A 24,165-nucleotide genomic window follows, 5' to 3' on the forward strand; every position below is an offset into this window, starting at 1 on the left:
GTCACCGACGGGGCGTTACCGCGCGACGCGATCGAGCAGGAACCGCAGGCTTTCCGGTGAATGGGAACGCCAGTAGTCCCAGTTGTGTGTCCCGGGCCATTCGCGGTAGGTGTGGGGCATGCCGAGTCGCGTGAGTGTCGCGTCGAAGTCGGCGTTCTGGGCGTGCCACGGGTCGTCCACGCCCACATCGATGAGCAAGGCGGGCCAGGTAGCCTTTCCGGCTTTGACGCGGCTGGCGAGGCGTTCAGCGAAGACCTGCGGGTCTCGGCCGCGCCACGCGATGCTGTCATGACCGAACGCGGTCCAGAGTTGTGGCCACAACGAACGGGCGGCGAGCGCCATCTCCTCACGATCGCGTGCGTACTTCACGCCACGGGACTTCTGCACGCTGTCGGGCAGCAGGCGGGGTGACAACACGCCACTGTGACTGGCGGCGGCCGCGAAGTAGGTGGGGTAGTTGAGCGCCAGCGTGATGGCGCCGTAGCCCCCCATGCTGAGACCGGCGATGCCGCGGTGTGCCCGGTCGGCGCGCGTGCGATAGTGGCTGTCGACCCAGCGCACGATGTCGAACGTGATGTAGTCGTCGTACCGGGTCCACGGCACGCAGTACGTGGCAGCCGGCTCGCGGCGGGTGGTATCGCGCTCACAGGGGCCCATGTCCGGCAGCACACCCCAGGTGGTGTACCAGCCATCGTCCCCGTCGGGCATGGCGATGATGGCCTCGGGAGCACCGGCAGCGATCAGCGAATCCATGGTGCGATGCAACGCGCCCGCATCCACCCAATTGCGCTCGTTGCCGGTTTTGCCGTGCAGGTAGTACAGCACCGGATACCGGCGTGACGTGCCGCGGTGGTACGAAGGCGGCAGATAAACGGTCAGGGCCTTTTGCACCCCGAGGGCCTGCGCCCACAGGGTATCCGTGCGCACCGTGCCGGTTCCCGTCTGCGCCTGCGCGGCGGCAGGCGCCGTGAGCGAGGTGCCAAGCACCAGCGCGGCGAGAGCCCTCAGGATGCGCATGGGTGTTAGCGGATCACGTCACCGATGCGTCCCCACCGGATGTCGGTGAGGAAGGGGAGCGGGCGATCGCTGTCCTGGGCGTTGTACGAGTAGTACACGAACACCGGGCGGCCGCGCACGTTTTCCCTCGGTACCATGCCCCAGTAGCGACCGTCCTTGGAGTCGTAGCGATTGTCGCCGAGCATGAAGAGATGGCCCTCGGGTACGACGAGCGGCCCCCAATCATCGAGCGTAGGGGACGCCGGCGGATCGCCTCCGGCAGTCCCGCGCACCTCGAACTGATGCTGCCAGGCGAACAGCGGATGCGAAAACCCGCCGTCTCCACGCGGGTTCTGCTGCGCGGCGAAGCCCTGCCGCTGCGGCATGCCGTTCACGTGCAGCAGCGCCCCACGCATCCAGATCGTATCGCCGGCCACCGCGACCAGACGCTTGACCAGGGTGGGGTTCGGATCTTCCGGCTGGTCGATCTGATTGGGCGAAACGAACACCACGACATCACCGCGTTCCGGCTCGTCGTAGCCCGGCAGGTTGATGTTGGTGAACGGCACGTGCGGCCCGTACGCCAGCTTGTTCACGAACAGCCAGTCCCCGACGAGCAGGGTGGGGATCATGCTCCCTGACGGAATCCGGTAGGCCTCGATGAGGAAGGTCCGGATGGCGAGGAAAATCGCCACGGTGACGAGCACCGCTTTGACGTTTTCCCAGACACTGACGCCGCTCCCCGAGGAACCGGCGGAGGACTTGCCGCTACGCAGGGCGGAGACGCTGGAGCGTTCACTGGAACGATCGGACTTCTTCGAGGCCACAGGCGGAGCGGGTGGAGAGACGTGGGAGAGGCGGTGGTACGAACGGGGAGAAATCTAAAGGGGCGCATCCGGCAGGACGCGCCCCTTCAAACATACGGCGAAAACCGGGGAAGGTTACTTCAGATGCGCCGACACGAGCTTCGTCATGTCGAACATGCTGACGGTCTTCTTGCCGCCGAAAACGACCTTGAGCTTGTCGTCGGCGTTGATGTTGCGCTTGTTGGTCTTGTCCTGGAGGTTGTTCTTCTTGATGTACGCCCAGAGCTTCTTGACCACTTCGGTGCGCGGCAGCGGCTTGTCGCCGACGATCGCGGCCAGATCCGAGCTCGGGGTCAGCGCCTTCATGAACGCCGCATTCGGCGTGCGCTTGGCGGCCTTCTTCGGAGCCGCCTTCTTGGCCGGAGCGGCCTTCTTGGCCGGGGCCTTCTTGGCGGCAGCCTTCTTCGGCGCGGCCTTCTTCGGAGCAGCCTTCTTTGCAGCTTTCTTCGGGGCAGCCTTCTTTGCAGCCTTTTTCGCGGACTTCTTCGCAGCGGCCATGTCGTCTCCTGATGTGGTGACCGTGTGGGTCGTGTCGAGCCCTCACTGATCTCGACGGGTCGCGCGAAGTCGGAAGCCTCGCGGACGGCCACAAACTACAATCACGAGTTAGGCGCGCAATAGGGCTTCGCGCGTTTTCCCTCTGGGAATTGGTGTTTTTTTGCGTTTTTCCCTCGGAAGCGCGACAAATTTCCCTCGGAAACGCCTCCGCACGTGACGGAATGCGCTCGCAGCGTGCGCGGCGTATCGCATGATCTGCGGTTTCCGCGCACGTTCGGCGCCGCGCTTACGCCGTTTCCTGCGCGAGCGCCCGCAGCAAGGCGATGGACTTCACGTCCCACGGGTCGGGGGTATCGTCGTCGTCGGCCACCGTTTCGATCTCCTGCGGCGTCTCGAGAATGAGCGGGATGCCCTGCGCCCGCCGATCCTGCAGCAGCCAGCCGAACGGTGTCGCACCGATCAGTCCCTCGCCGATGCAGCGATGGCGATCCTTGTTCGATCCGCAGGCCCCTTCGCTGTCATTGAGATGCAGGAAGGCCGGCGGTTCGCCCGTGGCCTGCTCGAAGGCGTCAAGCACCTCCGTAAGAGCGGCACGCGATTCGGCGATCGGAAACCCGGAGGCAAACAGGTGACAGGTGTCGAGACCATACCCAGTGCGATGGCGGTCGGCGGCCGGAATGCCCCGCAACATGGCGCCCACTTCCTCCGGCGTACGTCCCACCGTGGTGCCGGCACCGGCGGTGTTCTCGATGAGCAGGCGCGTCCGCCCCTCCGGCACAGCGGCCAGGGCCCGGCGCATCGCCTCACTCACGCGCGCGATCGCCGCATCGCGGTCGCCGTCGGTGGCTGCCCCGGGATGAAAACACACCCCCTTCACCCCGAGCGTGGTGGAACGCTCGAACTCCTTTGCGAGCCCCGCCGCCGCGCGGGCCCACTTCTCTTCGTCAGGCGTGGCGCAGTTGAGCACATACGCCGCGTGCACGATGACGTGTTCGGGACGAATGCCGGCGATCTCCAGCGCTTCCTGCCATCGCGCCAGCCGCTCCGGCTTCACGCCCACCTTGTCGTTGTAAAACTTCGGCACCGCGCTGAACACTTGCAGCGCCTGCATGCCCGCGCGTCCGGCGCGGCGGGCGGCCATCGGAATGCCACCTTCGTCGAGGCAGTGGGAACCAAGCAGCAACATGACGTCGTCGTGGTGAAAGAACGAAAGCACAACCTGCGGGAATGGCGCCGGTGACGTGTCCGCCGTGAATCAGTGAATGCGGGCGCGACGCACCAGGAAGGTGGGCTCGGCGGTGGGCGCCCCGAACTCGCTCCATCCGACCACGACCGCGCGCCCCTGCACCGCCACATACGGATCACGCGACTCCGTGCTGCCGACGCTCACGGTCTGCCGTTCCTCGAAGATATGCCCCGCCGTGCGCGAGACCGCGAGCCCGATACGCCCCCGGCCGCGGCCATTGGGATCTTCATAGGTGACGGCGACCAGGTCACCGTCAGAGGCGACACGCACCTCTCCCAGACGGGCACCATACAGGACGGCCACCGGCGGTTCGAACAACGCGTGCGGAGTCATCTGATGCGCATAGAAGATGCCGGGGCCTTCCGGCCCGGTGAGCGCATACGCGACATGCACGTATCCATTGATGCTGTCCACCGCCAAACTCGGCGCGGGACGGGCGCATCCATACGCGCCGCGCTCCGACGCCTGCGCATCACGCGGCCCCTGATCGAGCGTGTCCACCGGAATCGGCCCGCGCCACATGGCACGCATCGGCCCTCCCGGCACGGAATCGCGCCAGGCCGCCATGAGAAAAACCCGCCCACCGGTCGCCCGTGTCCACCAGGCCGCGACCTGTCCGTGTCCTTGCTTGGGGTCGCTGCCCCCCGCGGTCACGATGCGCAGAGAGCGGGCGCAACGCAGGGAGTCCATCGGCGCCGCGCCGTCTCCCAGCGGGGCGTCGGTGGCCTGCCCGGTGCCCGTGGACGGAATCGTGGCCGCCGATGTCAGCGTCTGTGTCGCTTCGGCCATCGCTCCGACACGCGCGAACAGCAGCGAGGCCGCCCCGGCTTCACGCAGACGATCCTGCGTCTCGAGGAAATCGGCATACGGCGTGTTGGCGCGCAGCGTGGAGTCGTACGGCACAAACGGCGGGTGGGCGAGTGGCGACGGATTCGCGGTGCGTTCCGGCGCGGCGTCGGCCCAGGTCAGGGCGGGCTGCTCGCATGCGGCCAGAGGCAGGCAGAGCGCTGCCCCGAGGAGGAGCTTGTAGACCATGTGCGAAGGGTACTCAGGGAACGCGCCGACGCTAGCTTTCCCGGTCTGAGGTTCGCTCTCAAATCCTGACTTGCCGGAGATTTCCGATGTCCTATGCGCCTTTTGACGGGGTGCGTCGTGTACCCGCTGCCGTGAACGAACCGGTGCGCAGTTATGCGCCAGGCTCCCCGGAGCGTGCGGCACTGCAAGCGCGACTCACCCAGATGTCGAACGAGACGATCGAGATTCCCCTCGTCATCGGCGGGCGTCGCATCCAGACGGGCGACATCGGCACGGTGAACAATCCCTGCGATCACCAGCAGGTACTGGCGCGCTACCATCGCGCCACGCCGGCGCTGGTGCGCGAGGCCATCGAAGCCGCCGCCACCGCATCGGCCGACTGGGCACGCTGGCGCTGGGAAGACCGCGCGGCCGTGTTCCTGCGTGCCGCCGAACTGCTGACCACCACGTGGCGCGACACGCTCAATGCCGCCACGATACTCGGCCAGTCCAAGACGGTGCATCAGGCCGAAATCGATGCGGCATGCGAACTGATCGATTTCTTCCGCTTCAACGTGCAGTTCGCGCAGGACCTGTACCACGAGCAGCCGCTGTCCGACCACGCCATGTGGAACCAGCTCGACTACCGTCCGCTGGAAGGTTTTGTGTACGCGGTCACGCCGTTCAACTTCACGGCCATCGGCGGCAACCTGCCCGGCGCGCCGGCGCTCATGGGGAATGTGGTGCTCTGGAAGCCATCGGCCACCGCGCTGCTGTCGTCGTGGTACACGATGCAGTTGCTGGAAGAAGCCGGACTGCCGCCGGGCGTGATCAACTTCATTCCGGGCGACGCGGCGATGATCTCCGACATCGCGCTCACTCACCGGGACCTGGCCGGCGTGCACTTCACGGGCTCCACGGCCGTCTTCAACAGCATGTGGAAGACGATCGGTGGCAACATGAACCAATACCGTTCGTATCCGCGCATCGTGGGTGAGACCGGCGGCAAGGACTTCATTGTGGCGCACCCCAGCGCCGACCCACAGGCACTGGCCGTGGGCATGGTGCGTGGCGCGTTCGAATACCAGGGACAGAAGTGTTCGGCGGCGAGTCGGGCGTACGTGCCCGCGTCGCTGTGGCCGGTCGTGAAGGAGAAGTGCATCGCCATGATGGCCGAGATCAAGCAGGGCGACGTGCGTGACTTCTCCAATTTTGTGGGCGCTGTGATCGACGAGCGCGCGTTCACGCGGCTCAAGGGCGCACTCGACGATGCCCGCGCCAATGCCTCCATCGTGGCCGGCGGCGGATCCGATAGCTCGAAGGGCTGGTTCATTCAGCCAACGATCGTGGAGACCAAGGACCCGTCGTATCGCCTGCTGTGCGAAGAGCTGTTCGGCCCGATCCTCACGGTGCACGTGTACGAAGACGCCAAGTGGAAAGAGATCCTCACCACGGTCGACGCCACCTCGCCGTACGCGCTCACCGGCGCGGTCTTCTCACGCGATCGTCATGCGGTGCAGGAAGCGATGGTCGCACTGCGCCAGTCGGCCGGCAACTTCTACGTGAACGACAAGCCCACCGGCGCGGTGGTGGGTCAGCAGCCGTTTGGTGGCGCGCGCGGGTCCGGCACCAATGACAAGGCCGGCTCCAAGAGCAACCTGATGCGCTGGGTGAGCACACGAACCATCAAGGAAACGTTCGTGCCGCCGCTCGACTGGAAGTACCCGTTCCTCGGCGCCTGACCTCCGCGACGACATGACCATGCGAACACTGCGGTACGTCACGGCCGACGTCTTCACGTCGGTGCCTTTCACGGGCAATCAGCTCGCGGTGGTATTCGGTGCCGAGGGATTGCCCACCGAGACCCTGCAGGCGATCACGCGGGAATTCAACTACGCGGAGAGCACGTTTGTCATGGCCGCCGAAGATGCGCGCACGACCCGTCGGGTGCGCATCTTCACACCGGAGATGGAAGTGCCGTTCGCCGGGCATCCGACGATCGGCACGGCACATGTGCTGGTCGCTACCGGTGAAGTGCCGGCCACGGGCGACCAGATGACGGTGGTGCTGGGCGAAAATGTGGGGCCAGTGCCCGTCTCACTGCGCCTCGAAAGTGGTGTGCCGGTGCATGCGCAGCTCACCACGGCGTTGCTGCCGGAGGAGCGTGTCGAGGTGACCGATCTCGATGCGCTCGCCGCCGCGGTGGGACTCACGCGGGACGATCTGGTGGGTGGTGATCATATGCCCACCGGGGCGAGCTGTGGACTGCCGTTTCAGATCATTCCCGTGCGCAGCGTGGCGGCAGTGACACGCGCGCGCCTGGATCAGGCCGCGTGGCGGCGTGTGCTCGACGGCACCTGGGCCCCCTGGCCGATGGTCTTTGCCATGGCACGTGACGAGCAAGACGCGTCGCTGCCCGCACATGTGCAGGGGTGCGACATCCGGGCCCGGGTGTTCGTGCCCGGCAGCACAGTGCCGGAGGATCCGGCCACCGGTTCGGCCAACGCGGCGCTCGCGGGTTATCTGGCCGCGCGCACACCCCGCGATGGCGTGTTGCGGTGGGAGGTCGCGCAGGGCGTAGAGATGGGACGCGCCAGCCGACTGTCCACTGAAGCGGAGAAGTCGCAGGGGGCCGTTCAGGCAGTGCGTGTTGGTGGAGCGTCCGTGATCATGTGTGAAGGCACCCTCACGCTACGCCACTGATCGGAGTACAACAGGTCGGTCGCGCGGTACGAAGGTTCCGCGCGACACCTCGCTATTCCACCACCGCCGAATCGCCCGACTGCTTGAGCCGGAGCGCATTGAGTCCACGCGACCAGAGCACCGCACGATTGCGCCCGCTGCGCTTGGCCGCATAGAGCGCCTCGTCGGAGCGCGCCCGCAACGCCTCCGCGATGCCGTCATCACGCACGCTGTCGCTGACCACGCCAATCGACACCGTGACGCTCACGCGCGCCTGCGGCTCGGCAAAGGTGCGGCGACGGAAGGCCTCCACGATACGGAGGGCCAGATGCTGTGCGCCGTCGAGCGAGGTATCGGGCGCCAGGATGGCGAACTCCTCACCACCCGTGCGGGCCACCACGTCCTGCGTACGGGCACTGGCACGCAACAACTCTCCCGCCTCGGCGATCACCTGATCACCCACCAGATGGCCGTGGGTATCGTTCACGAGCTTGAAGTGATCGAGATCGATCGCGAGTAACGCGATATCGGTGTGCGCGCGGGCCGCCCGGGCAATTTCCCGGCGGTATTGCTGCTCGAAGCCACGCCGGTTGAAACATCCGGACAGCGGATCGGTGAGTACGATGGTGGCCAGTTGGCCGCGCATGCGATTGTACGCACGCCCAACGGCCGTGATTGCGTCGGGGCGACGATCGGCCGCGACGTTGTAGCTGTCGTTGAAATCTCCCTCTTCGGCCCGCTCGAAAATGGCCACGAGGTTGCCCAGCCGCTCGTGCAAATGACTCTGCACGCGCGTGACCAGCCAGGCACCGATGCCGAACAGCGCCAAGGTGAACAACGCATCACTCCACTCGACGCCCGCCCGATGCTGCACGGCAATGTCGGTGAGCAGCAGATACCCCGCGGCGGTCGCTACCAGCATCAGCAGCGCTGGCGCCCTGCCGAAGTAGACGTGCGTGAGCTGGAGCGAAAAGAGCGCCACCAGCAGCCCACGGTGATAGTTGTGCGGTTCACTGAGCAGGAACGCGAGCCAGAAGACCAGCGCAATGTCGGCCGCGACCATGAGGGTGGACAGCGGCTCACCGGCCCGGCGCGTGGCCCGGACATAGACGCGGATACCGATGACCAGCAGCGCATACACACCCGTCGTGATGGCCACGAGCCAGTCGGCGAGATCGTCCCCCACCGTCTCCAGCACGACTGCAGGCGGTGGCAACACGCCCGACAGGCGCAGCGCCACGGCCACCACGCCGACGAGCAGCACGAGCACGATCCGATAGCCGGTCTGCCAGAGCAGAATATCCGCAATCGCGGCATCGGGGCGGGGACGATCGGCGGCCATGAGAGCCCTAGGATACGCCCGCGTCGGTCGGAAGGGAACGCATGTGTTGTCGTCGAGTTGTTACGTAACAGCACGCCGTATGCCACTCGGGAGCCCATGGCCGGGGTCGATACCCGTAGGCGCGAGGATCGTCGCTCCGGCCGGTCTTCATCCCCAAGCGTCCCCGGTCATGCCTGTTCACGGCCTCACCACATCCTCTCAGTTCCGTGCCATTTCCGTGCCGGCAGAACGCCGCTGGCGCGCCACGCTGCTCGCCACGTTGGCAGGGGCGTTGGTGTTTTTCATTTTCGAAGCCTCCAAGTCCGCGATCTTTCCCTCGCTCACGATCTGGCAATCGCACAACATCACGATCGCATTCGGGTCGATGATCGCCGGCGGGGCCGCGTGGTTTGCCATGGTGCGCCAGGCGTCGATGCTACAAACGCTGGCCGCCGAAGAGGCGCTGCGGGAACGCCTGGAGATTCGACAGCGTGCGCTGGAGGAGAGCGAATGACGATACCGGCAGCTCATGACCCATTCACCGGAAGCCATTGCCGTACACCGCAATGGCCGGCTCGTGTATGCCAACGAAGCGGCGGCCCATTTGATCGGAGCGCGTCAGGGGGCGGACATCCTCCGGCGTCGGGCGTCGGACTTCGTGCATCCCGACGATCTGGCCCTGGTTCAACAACGCCTCACGTCGGGCCCGGCTCGTGTGCAATACCGGCTGCGGCGTCTCGACGACGGCATCCGTGAGGTGGAGGCGGTGTCGGTGTCCATCGCCTTCGAGGGCACGCCGGCCATGCAGACGCTCTTTCGTGATGTGACCGAACGGAAGGAGCTCGAGGCGCGCCTGCTCCACGGCGCCTTTCATGACGCGCTGACGGGATTGGCCAATCGTGCCCTGTTTCGCGATCGATTGGAGCATGCCCTGCAGGTGGCGGGGCGCGATCCGGACCATCGCATCGCGGTGCTCTTTCTCGATCTCGACGATTTCAAGGGTGTGAACGACAGTCTGGGACACGATGCCGGGGATCAGCTCCTGCGCACCGTATCCGAGCGCATCATGGCCGAGGTCCGCGCATCGGATACGGTGGCACGCTTCGGGGGCGATGAGTTTGCCGTGCTGCTGGAGCGGTTGCCGACCGAATCGGAGGCCCTGACCATTGTGAACCGCATCAAGGTGGCCCTGCGCCGGCCCCTCATGCTCGAAGGACGTCTGATGAGTGTGGCCACCAGCGTGGGTGTGGCGTACGCCACGCCCGCCGACGACGTGGACACCCTGCTGCGCAATGCCGATGTGGCCATGTACGAAGCGAAGGAAGCCGGCAAGGCACGCCATGCGGTGTTCGAGCCGTCGATGTATGCGGCGATTGTGCAGCGATTGCAGTTGGAGGCCGACATCCGCATGGCCGCCGGTGCCCCCGAGCGCTCAGGACTCTTTCTCGCGTACCAACCCATCGTGGACCTGCGGACGGGCGCCGTACGCGGACTGGAAGCCCTCCTGCGGTGGGATCATCCCACACGCGGGACCGTGACACCGAGCGTGTTTGTCCCCGTGGCCGAACACACGGGGGTGATTGTCCCGTTGGGTCGGTGGGTACTGGAGCAGGCCTGCACACAACTGATGGCGTGGCGTACGCAGTGGTGGCGTGAGCGACGGCAGCCCGATTCGGTGCCGAGTGTGTCGGTGAACATCTCGGGACGCCAGCTCGCCGAAGAGGACTTCGTGGACGAAGTGGCTGCCATCCTCCAACGCACCGGCGCTCCGGCAGGCAGTATCACCCTCGAGATCACGGAGAGCGTGATCATGCGCAACACCGAGTCCTCGTTGCGCACATTGTCGGCGCTCAAGGCCCTTGGCCTGCGTCTCGCCATCGACGACTTCGGCACGGGCTACTCGAGCCTCAGTTACCTGCAGAAGTTCCCGGTGGACGTACTCAAGATCGACCGCGCGTTCGTGGAAGGTGTGGCACAGGGCGGATCGGACGCGGCCCTCGCCCGCACCATCGTCACTCTGGGTACCACCCTCGGCCTGCGCACAGTGGCCGAGGGCGTGGAGACGTCATCGCAGCAGGAAGCCCTGGAAGCGATGGGGTGTGTGGACGGTCAGGGTTACCTGTTCTCGCCTGCCCGGCCGGTGGATGAGATCACCGCATGGTTGCGGGTGCAGACCGGCAGCCTGGCAATCGCGGTGTGAGCGGGCGTTGCCAGGCGCTGCGGGAATGCCACGGGATCAAGCGGTCTGCACGGTGGCTTCGGAGCCCTCGACGACACGACCGTCGAAGAGCTGCACTGAACGCTCGGCATGCTGCGCGTACCGTGCATCGTGTGTCACCATGCACACGGTGGCACCACCCGCATGCAATTCACGCAGCAGCTCCATCACGGCTTCACCGTTGCGGGAATCGAGATTGCCGGTGGGTTCGTCAGCCAGCAGAATGGCCGGATCGCCTGCCACTGCACGGGCAACGGCCACACGCTGCTGCTGACCACCCGAGAGTTGCGCGGGAAAGTGTTTCGCGCGATGCGTCATGCCGACCCGCTCGAGCGCCCGCTGCACCCGTTCCTTGCGTTCGTTCGCTTCCATGTCGCGATAGGTGAGCGGCAACTCCACGTTCTCCCACACAGTCAGGTCCCCGATGAGGTTGAACGCCTGGAAGATGAAGCCGATCTCCTTGTTGCGGACACGGGCCCGATCTGCGGCCGCCAGATTCCCCACCGGCGTCCCGGCAATGTGGTATTCCCCACTGCTCGGCGCATCGAGCAAACCCAGAATGGAAAGCAGCGTGGTCTTGCCGCAACCCGATGGACCGGCGATGGCCACGTACTCACCCTTGCGAATGTCGAAATGCACGTCCGACAACGCATGCGTTTCCACTTCATCCGTATGAAACACCTTGCGGATGTTGCGCATGTGAATGAGCGGGGTGGACTGCGACGTGGAAGTGGTCGTCATGAGTGCAACTCCGGTTAGCGGATGCGGATCTTCTCGGCAGCGGCGACGCTGCTGAGATCGGAGAGGATGATGCGGTCCCCAACAGCGAGACCGTTGAGGATTTCGATGGCATTGACCGAACTCCGGCCCAGCACGACCGGTACGCGCACGGCGATCTCCCCGTCGGCGTCCACACGGAACACCGATGTATTGCCGGAACTCGCGCTCGACGCGGGGCGACCGGCATGCAGCACGTTGGTGAGCCGGTCGATGATAATGGTGCCGTCCACGCTCAGATCCGGCACCGCGCCCGCCGGCAACTCCCCGTCGAGCGCTACATCGATCGTCACCGAACCACCGAGCGCCGAAGGGTCCTTGCGAATGACATGGCCGGCCACGAGCCCATTGCGGGTGTCGATGCTGGCCTTCTGTCCGAGCTGCACATCCTTGGCCTGTGACTCGGGGATGCGCAGCACCGCCTTGAGCTTGCCAGGCTGCACCACCTTGGCCAGCGCTGTGCCTTCGGGTACCCACTGCCCTAGCTGCAGCGTGAGCTCCTGCAGCACACCCGGCTCGGGTGCGCGCACCTGCAGCGAACGCAGACGGGCCTGCTGATTTTCGGCGATCGCCCGAAGCTGCACGACGCGCGATCCCTGCACGGAGATCTGCGAATCGATGGCCGCTTTCATGAGCGCGAGCCGTTCCTGCTCCACGCGGAGCCGGGTGGTGAACTCTTCAGCGGCCGCTTTGCGATTGGCCGCTTCGAACGGCGGCACCAGGCCAAGACGCACCAACGAATCGGCCGCCTTCGCCTCCTGCGTGGTGCTGACATACTGCGTGCGCGTGGACGCCACCGTGCCCTCCTGCGTGAGGATGGCACTGCGCAGGTTGGTACGTAGGTTGATCAGGTCGATCTCTGCCTGCCGTGCCTGCTGCTCGGCCTGCATGGTCTGAATCTGCAGATCAGGGTTGGACAGTTCGAGCAGCAACTCGCTGTTGCCTACGTTACGCCCTGACTCGCTGTGCAGGCGCTCAACACGTGCCGAGGCCTGCGCGGTGATCCAGCGAATGCGCTCGGGAACCAGCGTGCCCGGACCACGCACCTCACGTACGATGTCGCCCTGCTTCACGGTGTCGAGCAATACCGCCGCGCGCTCGATGGTGGGCACGGCGGGATCGAGCCGCATGAGCGCGACACTGACCAGCACCACGGCGGCCACACCCACGCCGATCAGCACCTGCTTCTTGTAGGACTTCTTGGGAGTACGAACGATATCCATGCGTCAGGGAGTCTCGGACCGTCAGTCGTAGCGGAGGGCATGCATCGGATCGACCTTCGATGCACGGCGTGCAGGCATGAATCCCGCAGTGAGCGCCACGAGCACCAGGACCACCACGGCACTCGCGAACACCATCGGATCGTGGCCTTCGAGTTGATAGAGCTGCGATTGGGCGGCGCGGCCGATGGCAAACGCCGCCGCGATGCCAATCACGGCACCGATGGCCGTCATGACGCCGACCTGGCGCATCACGAGGCCACGCACACGCGCGCCATCAGCGCCCAGGGCCATGCGCACACCGATCTCGCGGGTGCGCTGTGCCACCGAGTAGGCGAGCACGCCGTACAGCCCCACGCCCGCCAGCAACGTGGCGAGCAAGGCAAACGCCGAGGCCATGGTGCTGATCATGCGATCGAGGAAGACGTTTTCGCGGACCTGCTGCGGCATCGTCTTGAGATCTTCCACGGGCAGCGTGGGATCGATGGTCTTCATCATGGTGGTGATGCTGCGCAGCACCTCAGCGGGCGGCTGCTTCGTGCGCACGTAGAAAAAGAGTGAGCTTCTCGTACCGTCCTGCCGCCAGGGCGTGAAGTACAGCGGCGGGATCTCGCCCTTCACTTCGGAATAGGCCGAGTTCTTCATCAGTCCCACGATCTGCACATCCAGCGAATCGGCGCCGGAAAGGGACATGAACTTCCCGACCGCGTCGGTGCCGAGGTTGAACTTCTTCGCAAAGGCCTCGTTCACGATGGCCACCTTGGCGCTGCCGTCCCGATCGACCGTCGTGAACTCGCGGCCACTGAGCAGCTTCATGCCCGTGGTCGCCAGATAGCTCGCACCAACGGCGTTGAAGCGGGAGTTCGCATCGACGTCGGGTCCGTGCTGGAAACCCTGCACGCGCACATCATTGCCCCAGTTGTTGCCACTCACGAGTGGCACCAACCCGGAGGTCACCTGCGTGACTCCCGGCAGCGCGGCAAGCTCCTGCTCGATGCGCTCGTAGAGCACGCCGGCCCGTGTGCTGTCGTAGCCACTGCGCATGGGCGACACATTGAAGGTGGCCAGATGGTCCACGTCGAAGCCAAGATCGGTGCGCGACACGTTCACCAGGCTCTTGAGGAACAGGCCAGCCGAAATCAACAGCGCCATGGAGAGCGCGATCTGCGCCGTCACCAGGGCCGTGCGGAAGCGTGATGCGGCACGTCCACCACCGGTGATCTGGCCGGCGCCGGCGCGGATGACCGAAATGAGATCGGCGCGTGTGCTGTGCAACGCGGGGAAGATGCCGAACAGCAGACCGGTGCTCAGTGCGAGCACCGCCGCAAACACGATCATCTTCGGCTGCAGCGAGATATCGATGGTGGCGATGGCCTCGGCGGGCAGAAACGCGGCGATGGAGCGCAGCGTCCAGACCGACACCAGCAGGCTGGCCAGGCCACCGATGGCCGCCAGCAGCAACGATTCGGTGAGCAGTTGGCGCAGCAGTTGGCTGCGCGACGCGCCGAGCGACAAGCGCACCCCCATTTCCGTGGCGCGCGTGGCGCCCCGGGCCAACAGGAGATTGGCGATGTTCGCGCAGGCAATGAGCAGTACCGTGCCGGTGATGGCGAACAGCAGCAGGATGGGCGTGCGCGCTTCACGATGGATGCTGCTTTGGCCACGCGCGCCGGGCTCGATCACGATGGAGCGAGCCTTGAAGCGCTTCATGGTGGCATCGCTCATCGAGGTCTGGAGCGGCGCCTCCACATCGTTCAGAATGGGGCGATAGAACGCATTGAGCTGCGCGGAGGCCTGCTCGATGCTGCCGCCGGGCTTGAGGCGTCCGAAGACGTACAACCAGTAACTCCGCCGATTCTCGAACGCGTTTCGCCACGTGGAGACAGCGGCTCGCATGCTCACCGGCACATAGACCATCGGCTCGGCCCCGAGCGTCGTCCCTCGGAACCCCGCTTCCGCCACGCCGAGAATGGTGAGAGACTTTCCATTCACGATCAGGGTCTGTCCAACGATTTTGGGGTCACTCCCGTATCGTTCCCGCCAGAACTCGTGACTCAGTACCGCCACGTAATTGGCACCAATGGTGCCGTCATCGGCCGGCTGCAGCAGCCGTCCGATCGTCGGCTTGATACCCAGCAGACCGAAGTAGCCTCCGGAGACGAACATGCCGCGCCCCGAGAACGCTTCATTGCGCACCGAGAGGTTGGCCCCGAAACTGACGTGGCCTGCCACGCCGGCCAATGCCGTCTGCTTTTGCTCTAAATCGCGGAACATCGGATAGCTGAAGACCGCCTCACAGTCGCCCGCCTGGCCACAGGATGTCGATCCTGGCTTGGGCCCTGGCGCTGAAAGGTTGACCAGCTCGCCCGGCGCACGGACCGGAAGACTCCGCAGCAGCATCTGATCGAACAGCGAGTAGATGGCCGCGTTGGCTCCGATGCCAAGAGCCAATGACGCCACAGCGATAGCCGTGACAAATGGCGTCTTGCGCAGCATGCGCAACGCCAGCGTGAGATTTCTCATAGGCACCAAATCGGAAGGCAGGTCAACGGCAGATGCTCTTCAGGTCGAGCATTCTGACAGCGGCATGCCCAGAAGGGTTTGACTCCGTCGTGGCGCTCCTAACGGCGGAGGGACAGGCAGGTTTCACGGCCGCAGCCCCCGCAGGTGATCACGGGGTGCTGCGCGCCCATCGGTCACCTCGTTCAGGCCTTCCCATGAGTGCGCATCGTGCCAGCGGTTCCGTGTTCGACGATTCGGTGGGTTCCCCCTACGCTCCGCGTGACGCGTGCGGTGTGGGGTTCATCGCGAGGCAAAGCGGGGAACGCACCCACGAGGTGGTGAGCCTGGCGGTGGAAGCGGCCGCCCGCCTCGCCCATCGCGGGGCTTCGGCGACCGACAGCTCTGCCGACGGGGCCGGATTGCTCACGCAGATTCCACGCCGCCTGTTCATCCTCGCGGCGTCGCGACTGGGCATTCACCTGCCCGCCGATGCCTCCATCGGGGTCGGCATGTGTTTCCTCCCCGTGGAAGCGCACGCGCGCGAGGAAGCCATGTCGCTGGTGACCGACGTGCTGCTCGGCGACGGCATTCCCGTACTCGGCTGGCGCGACGTACCCGTGCGCCCGGACGTGCTGGGTCCCTCAGCGCGCGCCTCCATGCCCGCCATCGCGCAGATCCTGGTGAGCCGGCCGGCAGCCAGCGACGACGACGCATGGGAGCGCCAACTGTATCTCGCCCGTCGCGAGATGGAGCATCGGGCGCTGGCCCGTGGTCTCGAGCCGTTCTACATCTGCTCGCTGTCGTGTCGCACGGTGGTGTACAAGGGCCTGCTCACCGGCGGACAACTGGGGGACTTCTTCCCCGACCTGCGTGATCCGGCATTCGAGACGGCGATTGCGGTGTTCCACGAACGCTACGCCACCAACACGATGCCACGATGGGAGCTCGCACAGCCGTTCCGCATGCTGGGACACAACGGCGAGATCAATACGCTGTGGGGCAACCGCAATGCCATGGCGATGCGTGGTCCGCTGCTGGATGCGCCCGACTTCGGTAGCCACGCCGAACGGTTGCGTGATCCCATTCGTCCACGGGGCAGCGATTCGGCCAGCCTCGACAACGCGCTGGAGCTGCTCGTGCGCGCCGGCCGTTCACCCGTGCACGCGGCCATGATGCTGGTGCCACAGGCGTGGGAGAAGTATCCCGATGTGGAGCCGGTGGTGAAGGCATTCTACGAATACCACCAGTGCGTGATCGAACCGTGGGATGGCCCGGCGGCGGTGGCCTACAGCGATGGACTGCAGGTGGCAGTGTCCCTCGACCGCAACGGCTTGCGTCCCTGTCGATACAAGATCCGCGCCGATGGCATGGTGGTCGCCGGCTCTGAAGTGGGCATCGTGGATTTCGATCCACGCGATGTCGTGGAAACGGGCAAGCTCGGACCGGGCGGCGTGTTTCTCGTGGACACCGCAGGCAAACGTATCGTACGCAACCTGGCCGCCAAGCGCGAAGTGGCCACGCGGCGTCCGTATGCCCGATGGATCGCGCAGCATATGTCCACCCTGCCCACCACCGATGGCACCGAACCACTCGTGCGCTCCAGCGATGTGCTGCGGGCCACGCAGGGCGCGTTTGGATACGGGCACGAAGATCTGCGCATGGTGCTCGAGCCGATGGCCACATCAGCCGCCGAAGTGGTGTGGAGCATGGGTGACGACGCACCACTGGCCGTACTCTCGGCCACCACGCCGCCGCTCTACTCGTTTTTCCGCCAACGCTTTGCGCAGGTGACCAATCCGCCCATGGACTCGCTGCGCGAATCGATGGTGATGTCGCTGCGCATGCACCTCGGTCGACGCGGGTCGCCGCTGGTGGAGAAGTCGTCGTACGCCCGCATGCTGCGTATCGAACATCCGGTCCTGCTCCCCGACGAGATGGCTTCGTTGCGCACGTTTCCGGATGTACCCAGTGCCACACTCGATGCCACGTATGGGGCACATTCGCGGCCTGAAGCACTGGAGGCGGCGTTGGACACCCTGTGCCGCCGCGCCGAAGTGGCCGCGCGCAAGGGCGCTCGCCTGCTCATCATCAGTGATCGCAAGGTCAGTGCGGAACGTGCACCCATTCCCGCGCTGCTGGCCCTGGGCGCCATTCGTCAGCATCTGGTGCGCACAGGCCTGCGGGCACGCGTCGGGCTGGTGGTGGAATCCGGTGACGCCATGGAACAGCATCACATGGCCACCCTGTTCGGCTACGGTGCCGAGGCGGTGCATCCGTGGCTCGCTATGGAAACCGTTGCTACGTTGTTTGCCGAAGCGCATGGCCGCTCCGACACCGATGCGGAACGACCGGAGCCCGCGCTGGCCCAGTCGCGCTATCGCACGGCCGTGGAAAAGGGTCTGCTCAAGGTGCTCGCCAAGATGGGCATCTCCACGCTGTCGAGCTATTGCGGCGCGCAGACGTTCGATGCCCTGGGACTTGGCGCCGATGTCATCGACCGCTGTTTCAGTGGCACCGCTTCGCCATTGGGCGGGCTGACATTGCGTGAGATCAGCGAAGACGTATTGCTGCGCCATCGCCGAGCCTACGCGACGGATGGTACCGCACTCACGGCCCTGCCCGACCACGGACGTGTGCGCTTCCGCAAGGACGGCGAGACACACGCGTGGGCACCGCGTCGGGCGCAGTCGTTGCAGCAAGCGGTTGGCAGTGCACGCCGGGCCGGCGTGGACCCCGACGAAGCCTGGCGCACGTTCGCGAAGAACAGCGAACAGGCCACGCCGTCGGCGGTGCGTGATCTGCTCACCGTGCGCCTGGGTACCCCCATCCCGATCGAAGATGTCGAGCCGATGGAAGCGATTCGGGCACGCTTCATTGCCTCGGCCATGTCACTGGGTGCACTGTCGCCGGAGGCACACGAGACGCTGACCATTGCGATGAACCGCATGCAAGCCCGCTCCAATTCCGGGGAGGGCGGTGAGGATATCGCGGCCTACGCGGACACCACGGGCGATCGACGGCACAGCAAGATCAAGCAGGTGGCGTCGGCTCGCTTCGGCGTGACGACCGAGTATCTCGTGAATGCCGAAGAACTCGAGATCAAGATCGTGCAGGGCGCCAAGCCTGGCGAAGGTGGTCAGCTCCCGGGACACAAGGTCACTGAACTGATCGCGCGGTTGCGTCACAGCACCCCGGGCGTGGGTCTCATCTCACCGCCGCCGCATCACGATATCTACAGCATTGAAGACCTGGCCCAGCTTGTTCACGATCTCAAGACCGTGAATCCGCGCGCGCGGGTCGGCGTGAAGCTGGTGGCCGAATCAGGGGTGGGCACCGTGGCCGCCGGCGTGGCGAAGGCGTTTGCCGACTACGTGCTCATTGCGGGGCACAATGGAGGCACGGGCGCCTCGCCGCTGTCGAGTATCAAACACGCGGGTTCGCCGTGGGAACTCGGACTGGCCGAAGCGCAGCAGGTGCTGGTGGCCAATGGCCTCCGTCATCGCGTGGAGGTGCGTGTGGACGGTGGTCTCACCAATGCGCGTGACGTGATCATCGCGGCCCTGTTGGGCGCCGAGTCGTACGGATTTGGCACCGCGCCACTGGTGGCGCTGGGCTGCGACATGGCGCGTCAGTGTCATCTCAACACCTGCCCTACGGGCATTGCCACACAGCGCGAAGACCTGCGCGCCAAGTTCCGTGGCACCCCCGAGCACGTGATCGACTATTTCTCGCGGCTGGCCGAAGACGTGCGCACCGAACTCGCGCTGCTTGGTGCACGCTCGCTCACGGAGATCATCGGCAAGGTGGAGTTGCTGCAACGGGCCGAGCGCCCCGAGCTGCCACGATCCACGATGCTTGATCTGTCGCAGGTGCTCACCGCGCCGCGGCGTTCCGACGAACCGCGTCATCGCACCGCGGAGCGCAACGAGCGTCACGGCCTGCAGGTCCTCGATGCACAAATCCTCGCCGACGCAGCCACCACGCTCGCCGATGGATCACCGGTGGCCGCGCAGTATGCCATCCGCAATCACAATCTCACCGTGGGCGCACGCGTGGCGGGCGCACTGGCAGAACGTTTCGGCAATGCCGGACTGGCCGATGGCACGCTGCAGTTGGGATTCGCGGGCAGTGCCGGACAAAGCTTCGGTGCGTTCAGTGTGCGCGGCATGCAACTCACTCTCGAAGGCGAAGCCAACGACTACGTGGGCAAGGGATTGAGCGGAGGTGAAATCACGGTGCGGCCGTTCCGACTCGCGCGGTATCGAGGAGCCAGTCATCTCAACATGATTCTCGGCAACACGGTGTTGTATGGCGCCACCGACGGTATCCTGTGTGCCGCGGGACAGGCCGGCGACCGCTTCGGCGTACGCAACTCCGGTGCGTGCGCGGTCGTGGAAGGCGTGGGCAATCACGCCTGTGAGTACATGACCGGTGGTGTGGTGGCGGTGCTCGGACGTGCGGGGCGCAACTTTGGCGCCGGCATGTCGAATGGCGTGGCGTATGTGTTCGACGAAGCCGACACATTCGCGAGCCGTCTCAACCACGAGATGGTGCTACTGGCCGAACCTGATGCCGAGGACAACACCCTGCTGTATCTGCTGCTCCGTCTCCATCTGGCGCGCACGGAAAGTGCCCGGGCACGCTGGCTGCTCGACGACTGGGATCACCAGCATGTGCATTGGCGCAAGGTGAAGCCACGTGGTGCCGGCGAGCATGTGGCCCGGATTCGCGAGCGGTGGATCACACGACTGCGCGCACGCCTCTCAGCCGAGCAAGGCAGCAGCGCGCTCGGCGATCGTCGGACTCGGGTCGTCGAGCAGTCGATATAGCGCCGCATCGGCCGCGGGACGATGTCCCGCGGCCAATGCCGCCATGGCGGCGAGGCGCAACTGAAAATCGTCCGCCGTGATGGCTTCCATGGTACTCAGTGACACCAGGCGGTTGCGTGCACGGGTCGTGGGTACATGCGCCAGTGCATGGATCATCTCGAGCTGGAACTCGAGTGTGCTCTCTTCTTCGAGTGCCATCAGCATACGATCAGCCAGCGGATCCGACTCGGGGGAGGCGAACACCAGTGCCAGTGCGCGATTGCGGACATCGCTGGACGGATCCGTGAGTACCGACTCCAGCCTCGCCATGGCCGCCGGCCCACCGATGCGTCCCAACGCTACAACGGCGGCCGCACGCACGCGCTGATCATCGTGCCGCAGCAACTTGCTGAGGTCGGGAATGGCCTGGGGAGAACCGCTCTCCCCAAGCAGGCCCGCTGCGTTGCGCACCACATACCAGGTGGGATGCCCGACGTGCGCGCGCGCCACATCCGCGATGGCAGGATGCGCCGCCGACGCATCGTACAACAACCGACGCTCGGCCGTCTCCGTCGACGCCATGAGCTGCCGGAACAGTGCCCGCGCGCCGACGGCTCCCGCGCGGCGCAATACGGCGTGCACCCGGTCATAGTCATCGGGCACATCGACGAGATGCTCGACCGCCAATACCAACGCCTCCATGGACGCGGCCTGCGCGAATCGCGGCGGTTCTTCGATGGATTCGAGCAGACGCACCACCTCTGCAGCGTCGGCCTGCACCACCGCATCAGCCACTTCACGGCGCATATCGCGCACCACTTCCGCCGGCTTGATCGGCGATGGTGTGCTCGGCACGGGATCACGCACCACTGCCTGATGCGACGCAATCACATCGGGTGCCACAGCATGCATGCCTGGCGGCGTGGGACGGGGGGAAACGCCGCGCACATGCAGGCGCACATTCCACACCGATAGTGCATCCGCCGTATCGATGATGCTGCCGTGCACCGAGGAGGGGGGCCCAACCAGAATCCCCGCCAACTTGATGAGCTCGGCGTCGGTGACCGTGGCACTGATGTCGATCGCTTCGAGATCATGCACACCCAGCGTCTGACGCAGGATGTCGAGTGCTTCCTGCACCGACGCCGGCGCACCGGCATCGGTCATGTCCGCGCGCAGTGTCACACTGCCCACACGGGCAAGCGCGCACAGACGCTGCACACTGGTGAGCACGTCCGCCATCGCAGCCTTGTCGCGAAGCTGAGAGACCAGCATCGCGAACGCCGCAGCATAGACGATTTCAAAAGACAGGAAGTACTCCGGGAGGTAGGCGCCCAATATTTAGAGCGCTGCCCGCCTCACGCCAGTGCCCGTCGGCATCTTCGGGAAAAACCGAAAGGTGCGACTACAGCGGTGCTTCGAGATAAAAATCCGACCGCCATCCCTTGAATGGATAGAGCCCGCGGGAGACATCAAATCGCAGGAGCCCGTCCAATAAGCCGAGTCCGATACCGGTGCCGCGCTGTGGCTGGATCTGCCCGAAGGTCTTCCGGCTACCGCTCCAGCCCACATCGAAGAACGCGACAGGCCGGACCGCGCCGCGACGCGTGCCCACTTCCGCGCGGGTGAACCAGTAGGCATCACCGCCTTGCGTACCCGGCAACTGCCCGCGCACGGTGCGTAGTCCGCCCACCATGTAGGTGCGCTGCGCTGGTACACGTCCGACCGAGCTGCCGATCGATCCGGTCACCGCTACGGCTACCGGTCCTGTCGGGCTCGAGATCGTGCTTTCGACGGAGCCTCGCCCGTACTCGAACGTGCCGGTGGCGGCTTCGGCCCGCATGATGCTGGTAAGCCGCAGCCCTCGTGGGCGTTCGACCAACAACCGGGTCAGCGTCATGTTCGCACCGGCATAGGCTCCGGGTTCGGCGACCATGTTCTGGCGAAAGCGTCGATTGCCCAGTGCCCGGGCCAACGAAAAGGTGTTCACCACATCACTGTCGCCCGCCGTCCACTGGCGCTCGAGGAACAGGCCATACTCGACCGCTCCACGCCGTTGTTCACGCTGCTCACGCAGGGACACACCCATCGTGCGGTAGTAGAAGCCTTCGTCGCGCCCATAGAGAAACGCCGGCAGCGAAGGCCCCAGTGTGAGCGCCCCCGCCCATTCCGGATTCATGGCCGCCAATCGATGGTACGCCGTCGCGGTGACCGTGCGGGCACCGTTGCTACGCGAAAGTGCGAACTCACCGTTGGCGTGCAGATCGGCATGCCCGATGCGGCCCACTGCGCGTGCCGTGAAGCCCGCTCCCAGCGTCTGGGAAACCTCGACACCGGCAGAGAGTCCTTCCACACGATTGTAGCGCAGCAGATCCGACCCCAGTCGGATGCGCGGCATCTGAGGGGCCCATGGTGCCTGCAGCGACAACCCGAGCGCCTTCACCAACTCCGCTTGACTGCGCAGGTCGAAGAGGGATTCATCGCTGGCCGATTCCGGCGGCAACACAGGCGACGAACTCAGTTGTTTCATATCGCATGGCAACTGATAGGCAACGCGTACTGCGCCCTCGTAGCGATTTTCGATCCGCGTCCATGTGGTGTCATTGGCACACTGCCGCACCTTGGCGGCCCCATACACCGAGGCCTGCACGGAGTCACGCCGCTGGCGCGTGCGCTCATTGCCTGATCCGCCGGCACTCATCGTCACGGTGGCATTGCTGCCACCCACATCGACGCCTGTGGTATCGGCCTTGGCGGAATCGCCCGAAGCGAACCGATTGCGCGCCGCCGGCAGCGCGGGCAGTGCGAAGTCGCCGTCCACCGATTCATACGTGAACTTCTCGTCGAGGCGGAACGGCACCCGCATGAACAGGAAGTCGGCGCTGGCGGTAGCGCTGTGCGCGCGTGGCAGCCAGAACTTCCCCTGATACAGCCCGTATTCCACGGTGATGGCATCCAGACGTGCCTTGGCCGGACGGAACGTGGCCGACACCCAGGCGGGAACATCGTCTTCGTCAGGATCGCGACGCTTTTCCGCTTCCGCACGACGCGTGCTGTCCTTCACGTAGATCTCGCGCGGCAAACGTGCCCGCAGCACGGAATCGCGCACGGGGGCGAGCTCCTTGTCTTCCATGAGCTCGCGGGCTGTCTCTTCGCTGGCCACACTCCAGATATCGATCTCGGCGGCCATGCGATATGCCGCACGCACCAACTGTCCGCCATCGCGATCGAACCAGAAGGAGCCGACAAACGTGCGCCATTCCGGCTTGCGCGCCGTGATCTTGAGTTCGCGCAGATGAATCACCCGATCATTGGGCAGACGAATGTCCACCGAATCCCCGGTTTCATAGCGATACCAGCGTTCGGCGCCACGAGCCAGCGGGTGAATGATGTCGCGATCGTCCACTTCGGTCTTGGCCACGCCAAAGTCCGACGACGGGAACCAGAGCTGTTCGCGGCCGGGGAAGTAGGGAATGGTCACGGCCGAGACCATGTCACCGCGCACATCGGAGGCCATGGGCACCGTGAGACGCGATCCCACCGGCTTCACCCAGACCCCCACATCACGGCGCCAGGAAATCTCGGCCACGTTGTCACCGCGGAAGAGCAGCTTCTCGAGGCCCAGCTTGCGGGCGCCCATGCTCACCGACATGCGCTGGGTGGTGGTGGCCCGGTACGACTTGAGCGCGCTGTCCTGTACTTCCCGCGCCTGGCGAGCCCGGACCAGAATGGCGCGCGCCTCCGGGGTCGCAAAAGCCGTCGTGGACGCCGCATCGGTCAGGGCCGCTCGGGTGCTGCTGTCGCCCCGCTGCACCCGCCGGCTGATGGAACGGGCGTCGCGGGCAGCCTCCCGCACCGCCTCGCGCTGTTCCCGGGTCAGGGAATCGGCAGAGGGCCGCCGCACGCTGTCCCGCTGCGCGCGCGTACCGCTGCGCTGCTGGGCTTCGATCGGGCGCGCCGGAAGCCCCAGGAGGGCCAGCGACAACAGGGAGACGACGTATGGGCGCATGCAGGGGA

The 24,165-nt window shown here is 65.4% G+C and carries 16 protein-coding genes and 1 pseudogene; 6 read left to right on the plus strand and 11 right to left on the minus strand.

Annotation, left to right across the window (positions count from 1 at the left end):
- Positions 1–15: 15 nt before the first annotated feature.
- The 5 genes from GAU_RS15685 to GAU_RS15705 all read right to left on the minus strand — a co-directional run bounded on the left by GAU_RS15685 (position 16) and on the right by GAU_RS15705 (position 4,641).
- Entirely contained in the window at positions 16–1,017 is a 1,002-nt protein-coding gene (locus GAU_RS15685; RefSeq protein ID WP_015894879.1) for an alpha/beta hydrolase, read from the minus strand.
- Between the two features lie 5 nt (positions 1,018–1,022).
- Positions 1,023–1,823, minus strand: coding sequence for a signal peptidase I (lepB, locus tag GAU_RS15690; RefSeq protein ID WP_015894880.1), 801 nt, complete (start codon positions 1,821–1,823; stop codon positions 1,023–1,025).
- 114 nt (positions 1,824–1,937) lie between these two features.
- Positions 1,938–2,360, minus strand: a complete 423-nt coding sequence (locus tag GAU_RS22765) for an SWIB/MDM2 domain-containing protein (protein WP_015894881.1) — start codon at positions 2,358–2,360, stop codon at positions 1,938–1,940.
- 286 nt (positions 2,361–2,646) lie between these two features.
- A complete protein-coding gene (locus GAU_RS15700) occupies positions 2,647–3,546 on the minus strand; it encodes a deoxyribonuclease IV (protein ID WP_015894882.1) in 900 nt (299 codons plus the stop codon).
- Between the two features lie 69 nt (positions 3,547–3,615).
- Positions 3,616–4,641 (minus strand): hypothetical protein, encoded by a 1,026-nt coding sequence (locus GAU_RS15705; RefSeq protein WP_015894883.1) that lies wholly within the window; start codon positions 4,639–4,641, stop codon positions 3,616–3,618.
- 86 nt (positions 4,642–4,727) lie between these two features.
- On the opposite strand from GAU_RS15705, the gene pruA reads away from it, so the two are divergent.
- Positions 4,728–6,362 carry an L-glutamate gamma-semialdehyde dehydrogenase gene (gene pruA, locus GAU_RS15710; protein WP_015894884.1) on the plus strand — a complete coding sequence of 545 codons (1,635 nt, stop codon included), beginning with the start codon at positions 4,728–4,730 and terminating at the stop codon, positions 6,360–6,362.
- 13 nt (positions 6,363–6,375) lie between these two features.
- Entirely contained in the window at positions 6,376–7,323 is a 948-nt protein-coding gene (locus GAU_RS15715; RefSeq protein ID WP_041265599.1) for a PhzF family phenazine biosynthesis protein, read from the plus strand.
- Positions 7,324–7,375: 52 nt separating this feature from the next.
- Here GAU_RS15715 and GAU_RS21205 read toward each other — a convergent pair whose 3' ends face one another.
- Complete coding sequence (locus tag GAU_RS21205) at positions 7,376–8,644, minus strand: GGDEF domain-containing protein (protein ID WP_015894886.1); 1,269 nt, start codon at positions 8,642–8,644, stop codon at positions 7,376–7,378.
- A gap of 169 nt (positions 8,645–8,813) precedes the next feature.
- Here GAU_RS21205 and GAU_RS15725 point away from each other — a divergent pair, with 169 nt between their 5' ends.
- The 3 genes and pseudogenes from GAU_RS15725 to GAU_RS22925 all read left to right on the plus strand — a co-directional run bounded on the left by GAU_RS15725 (position 8,814) and on the right by GAU_RS22925 (position 10,823).
- Positions 8,814–9,137, plus strand: coding sequence for a hypothetical protein (locus tag GAU_RS15725; protein WP_015894887.1), 324 nt, complete (start codon positions 8,814–8,816; stop codon positions 9,135–9,137).
- Between the two features lie 12 nt (positions 9,138–9,149).
- Positions 9,150–9,467 (plus strand): annotated as a pseudogene (locus GAU_RS22920) (PAS domain S-box protein); the annotation flags it as partial.
- Positions 9,447–10,823: a putative bifunctional diguanylate cyclase/phosphodiesterase gene (locus GAU_RS22925; RefSeq protein ID WP_343123139.1), complete on the plus strand. Its 1,377-nt coding sequence runs from the start codon at positions 9,447–9,449 to the stop codon at positions 10,821–10,823. The pseudogene GAU_RS22920 and the gene GAU_RS22925, both read left to right, overlap by 21 nt.
- Before the next feature lie 36 nt (positions 10,824–10,859).
- On the opposite strand, the gene GAU_RS15735 is transcribed toward GAU_RS22925, so the two are convergent.
- From GAU_RS15735 to GAU_RS15745, 3 genes are read right to left on the minus strand one after another with little or no spacing between them, the layout of a single operon-like run.
- Positions 10,860–11,582 (minus strand): ABC transporter ATP-binding protein, encoded by a 723-nt coding sequence (locus GAU_RS15735; RefSeq protein WP_015894889.1) that lies wholly within the window; start codon positions 11,580–11,582, stop codon positions 10,860–10,862.
- A 14-nt stretch (positions 11,583–11,596) separates the two neighbouring features.
- Positions 11,597–12,841 (minus strand): efflux RND transporter periplasmic adaptor subunit, encoded by a 1,245-nt coding sequence (locus tag GAU_RS15740; RefSeq protein ID WP_015894890.1) that lies wholly within the window; start codon positions 12,839–12,841, stop codon positions 11,597–11,599.
- 21 nt (positions 12,842–12,862) lie between these two features.
- Complete coding sequence (locus tag GAU_RS15745; RefSeq protein WP_041265600.1) at positions 12,863–15,361, minus strand: ABC transporter permease; 2,499 nt, start codon at positions 15,359–15,361, stop codon at positions 12,863–12,865.
- Positions 15,362–15,555: 194 nt separating this feature from the next.
- On the opposite strand from GAU_RS15745, the gene gltB reads away from it, so the two are divergent.
- Positions 15,556–20,169, plus strand: a complete 4,614-nt coding sequence (gene gltB / locus GAU_RS15750; RefSeq protein ID WP_083765702.1) for a glutamate synthase large subunit — start codon at positions 15,556–15,558, stop codon at positions 20,167–20,169.
- Here the strand turns inward: gltB and GAU_RS15755 are convergent.
- Both GAU_RS15755 and GAU_RS15760 read right to left on the minus strand, forming a co-directional pair.
- On the minus strand, positions 20,104–21,423 hold the full coding sequence (locus GAU_RS15755) for a HEAT repeat domain-containing protein (protein ID WP_041265601.1): 1,320 nt from the start codon (positions 21,421–21,423) through the stop codon (positions 20,104–20,106). The two genes, gltB and GAU_RS15755, sit on opposite strands and share 66 nt — an antisense overlap.
- Positions 21,424–21,553: 130 nt before the next feature.
- Positions 21,554–24,157 (minus strand): hypothetical protein, encoded by a 2,604-nt coding sequence (locus GAU_RS15760; protein ID WP_015894894.1) that lies wholly within the window; start codon positions 24,155–24,157, stop codon positions 21,554–21,556.
- Positions 24,158–24,165: the final 8 nt, after the last annotated feature.

Source organism: Gemmatimonas aurantiaca T-27, from assembly GCF_000010305.1.
In the GTDB taxonomy this organism is placed as follows: domain Bacteria; phylum Gemmatimonadota; class Gemmatimonadetes; order Gemmatimonadales; family Gemmatimonadaceae; genus Gemmatimonas; species Gemmatimonas aurantiaca.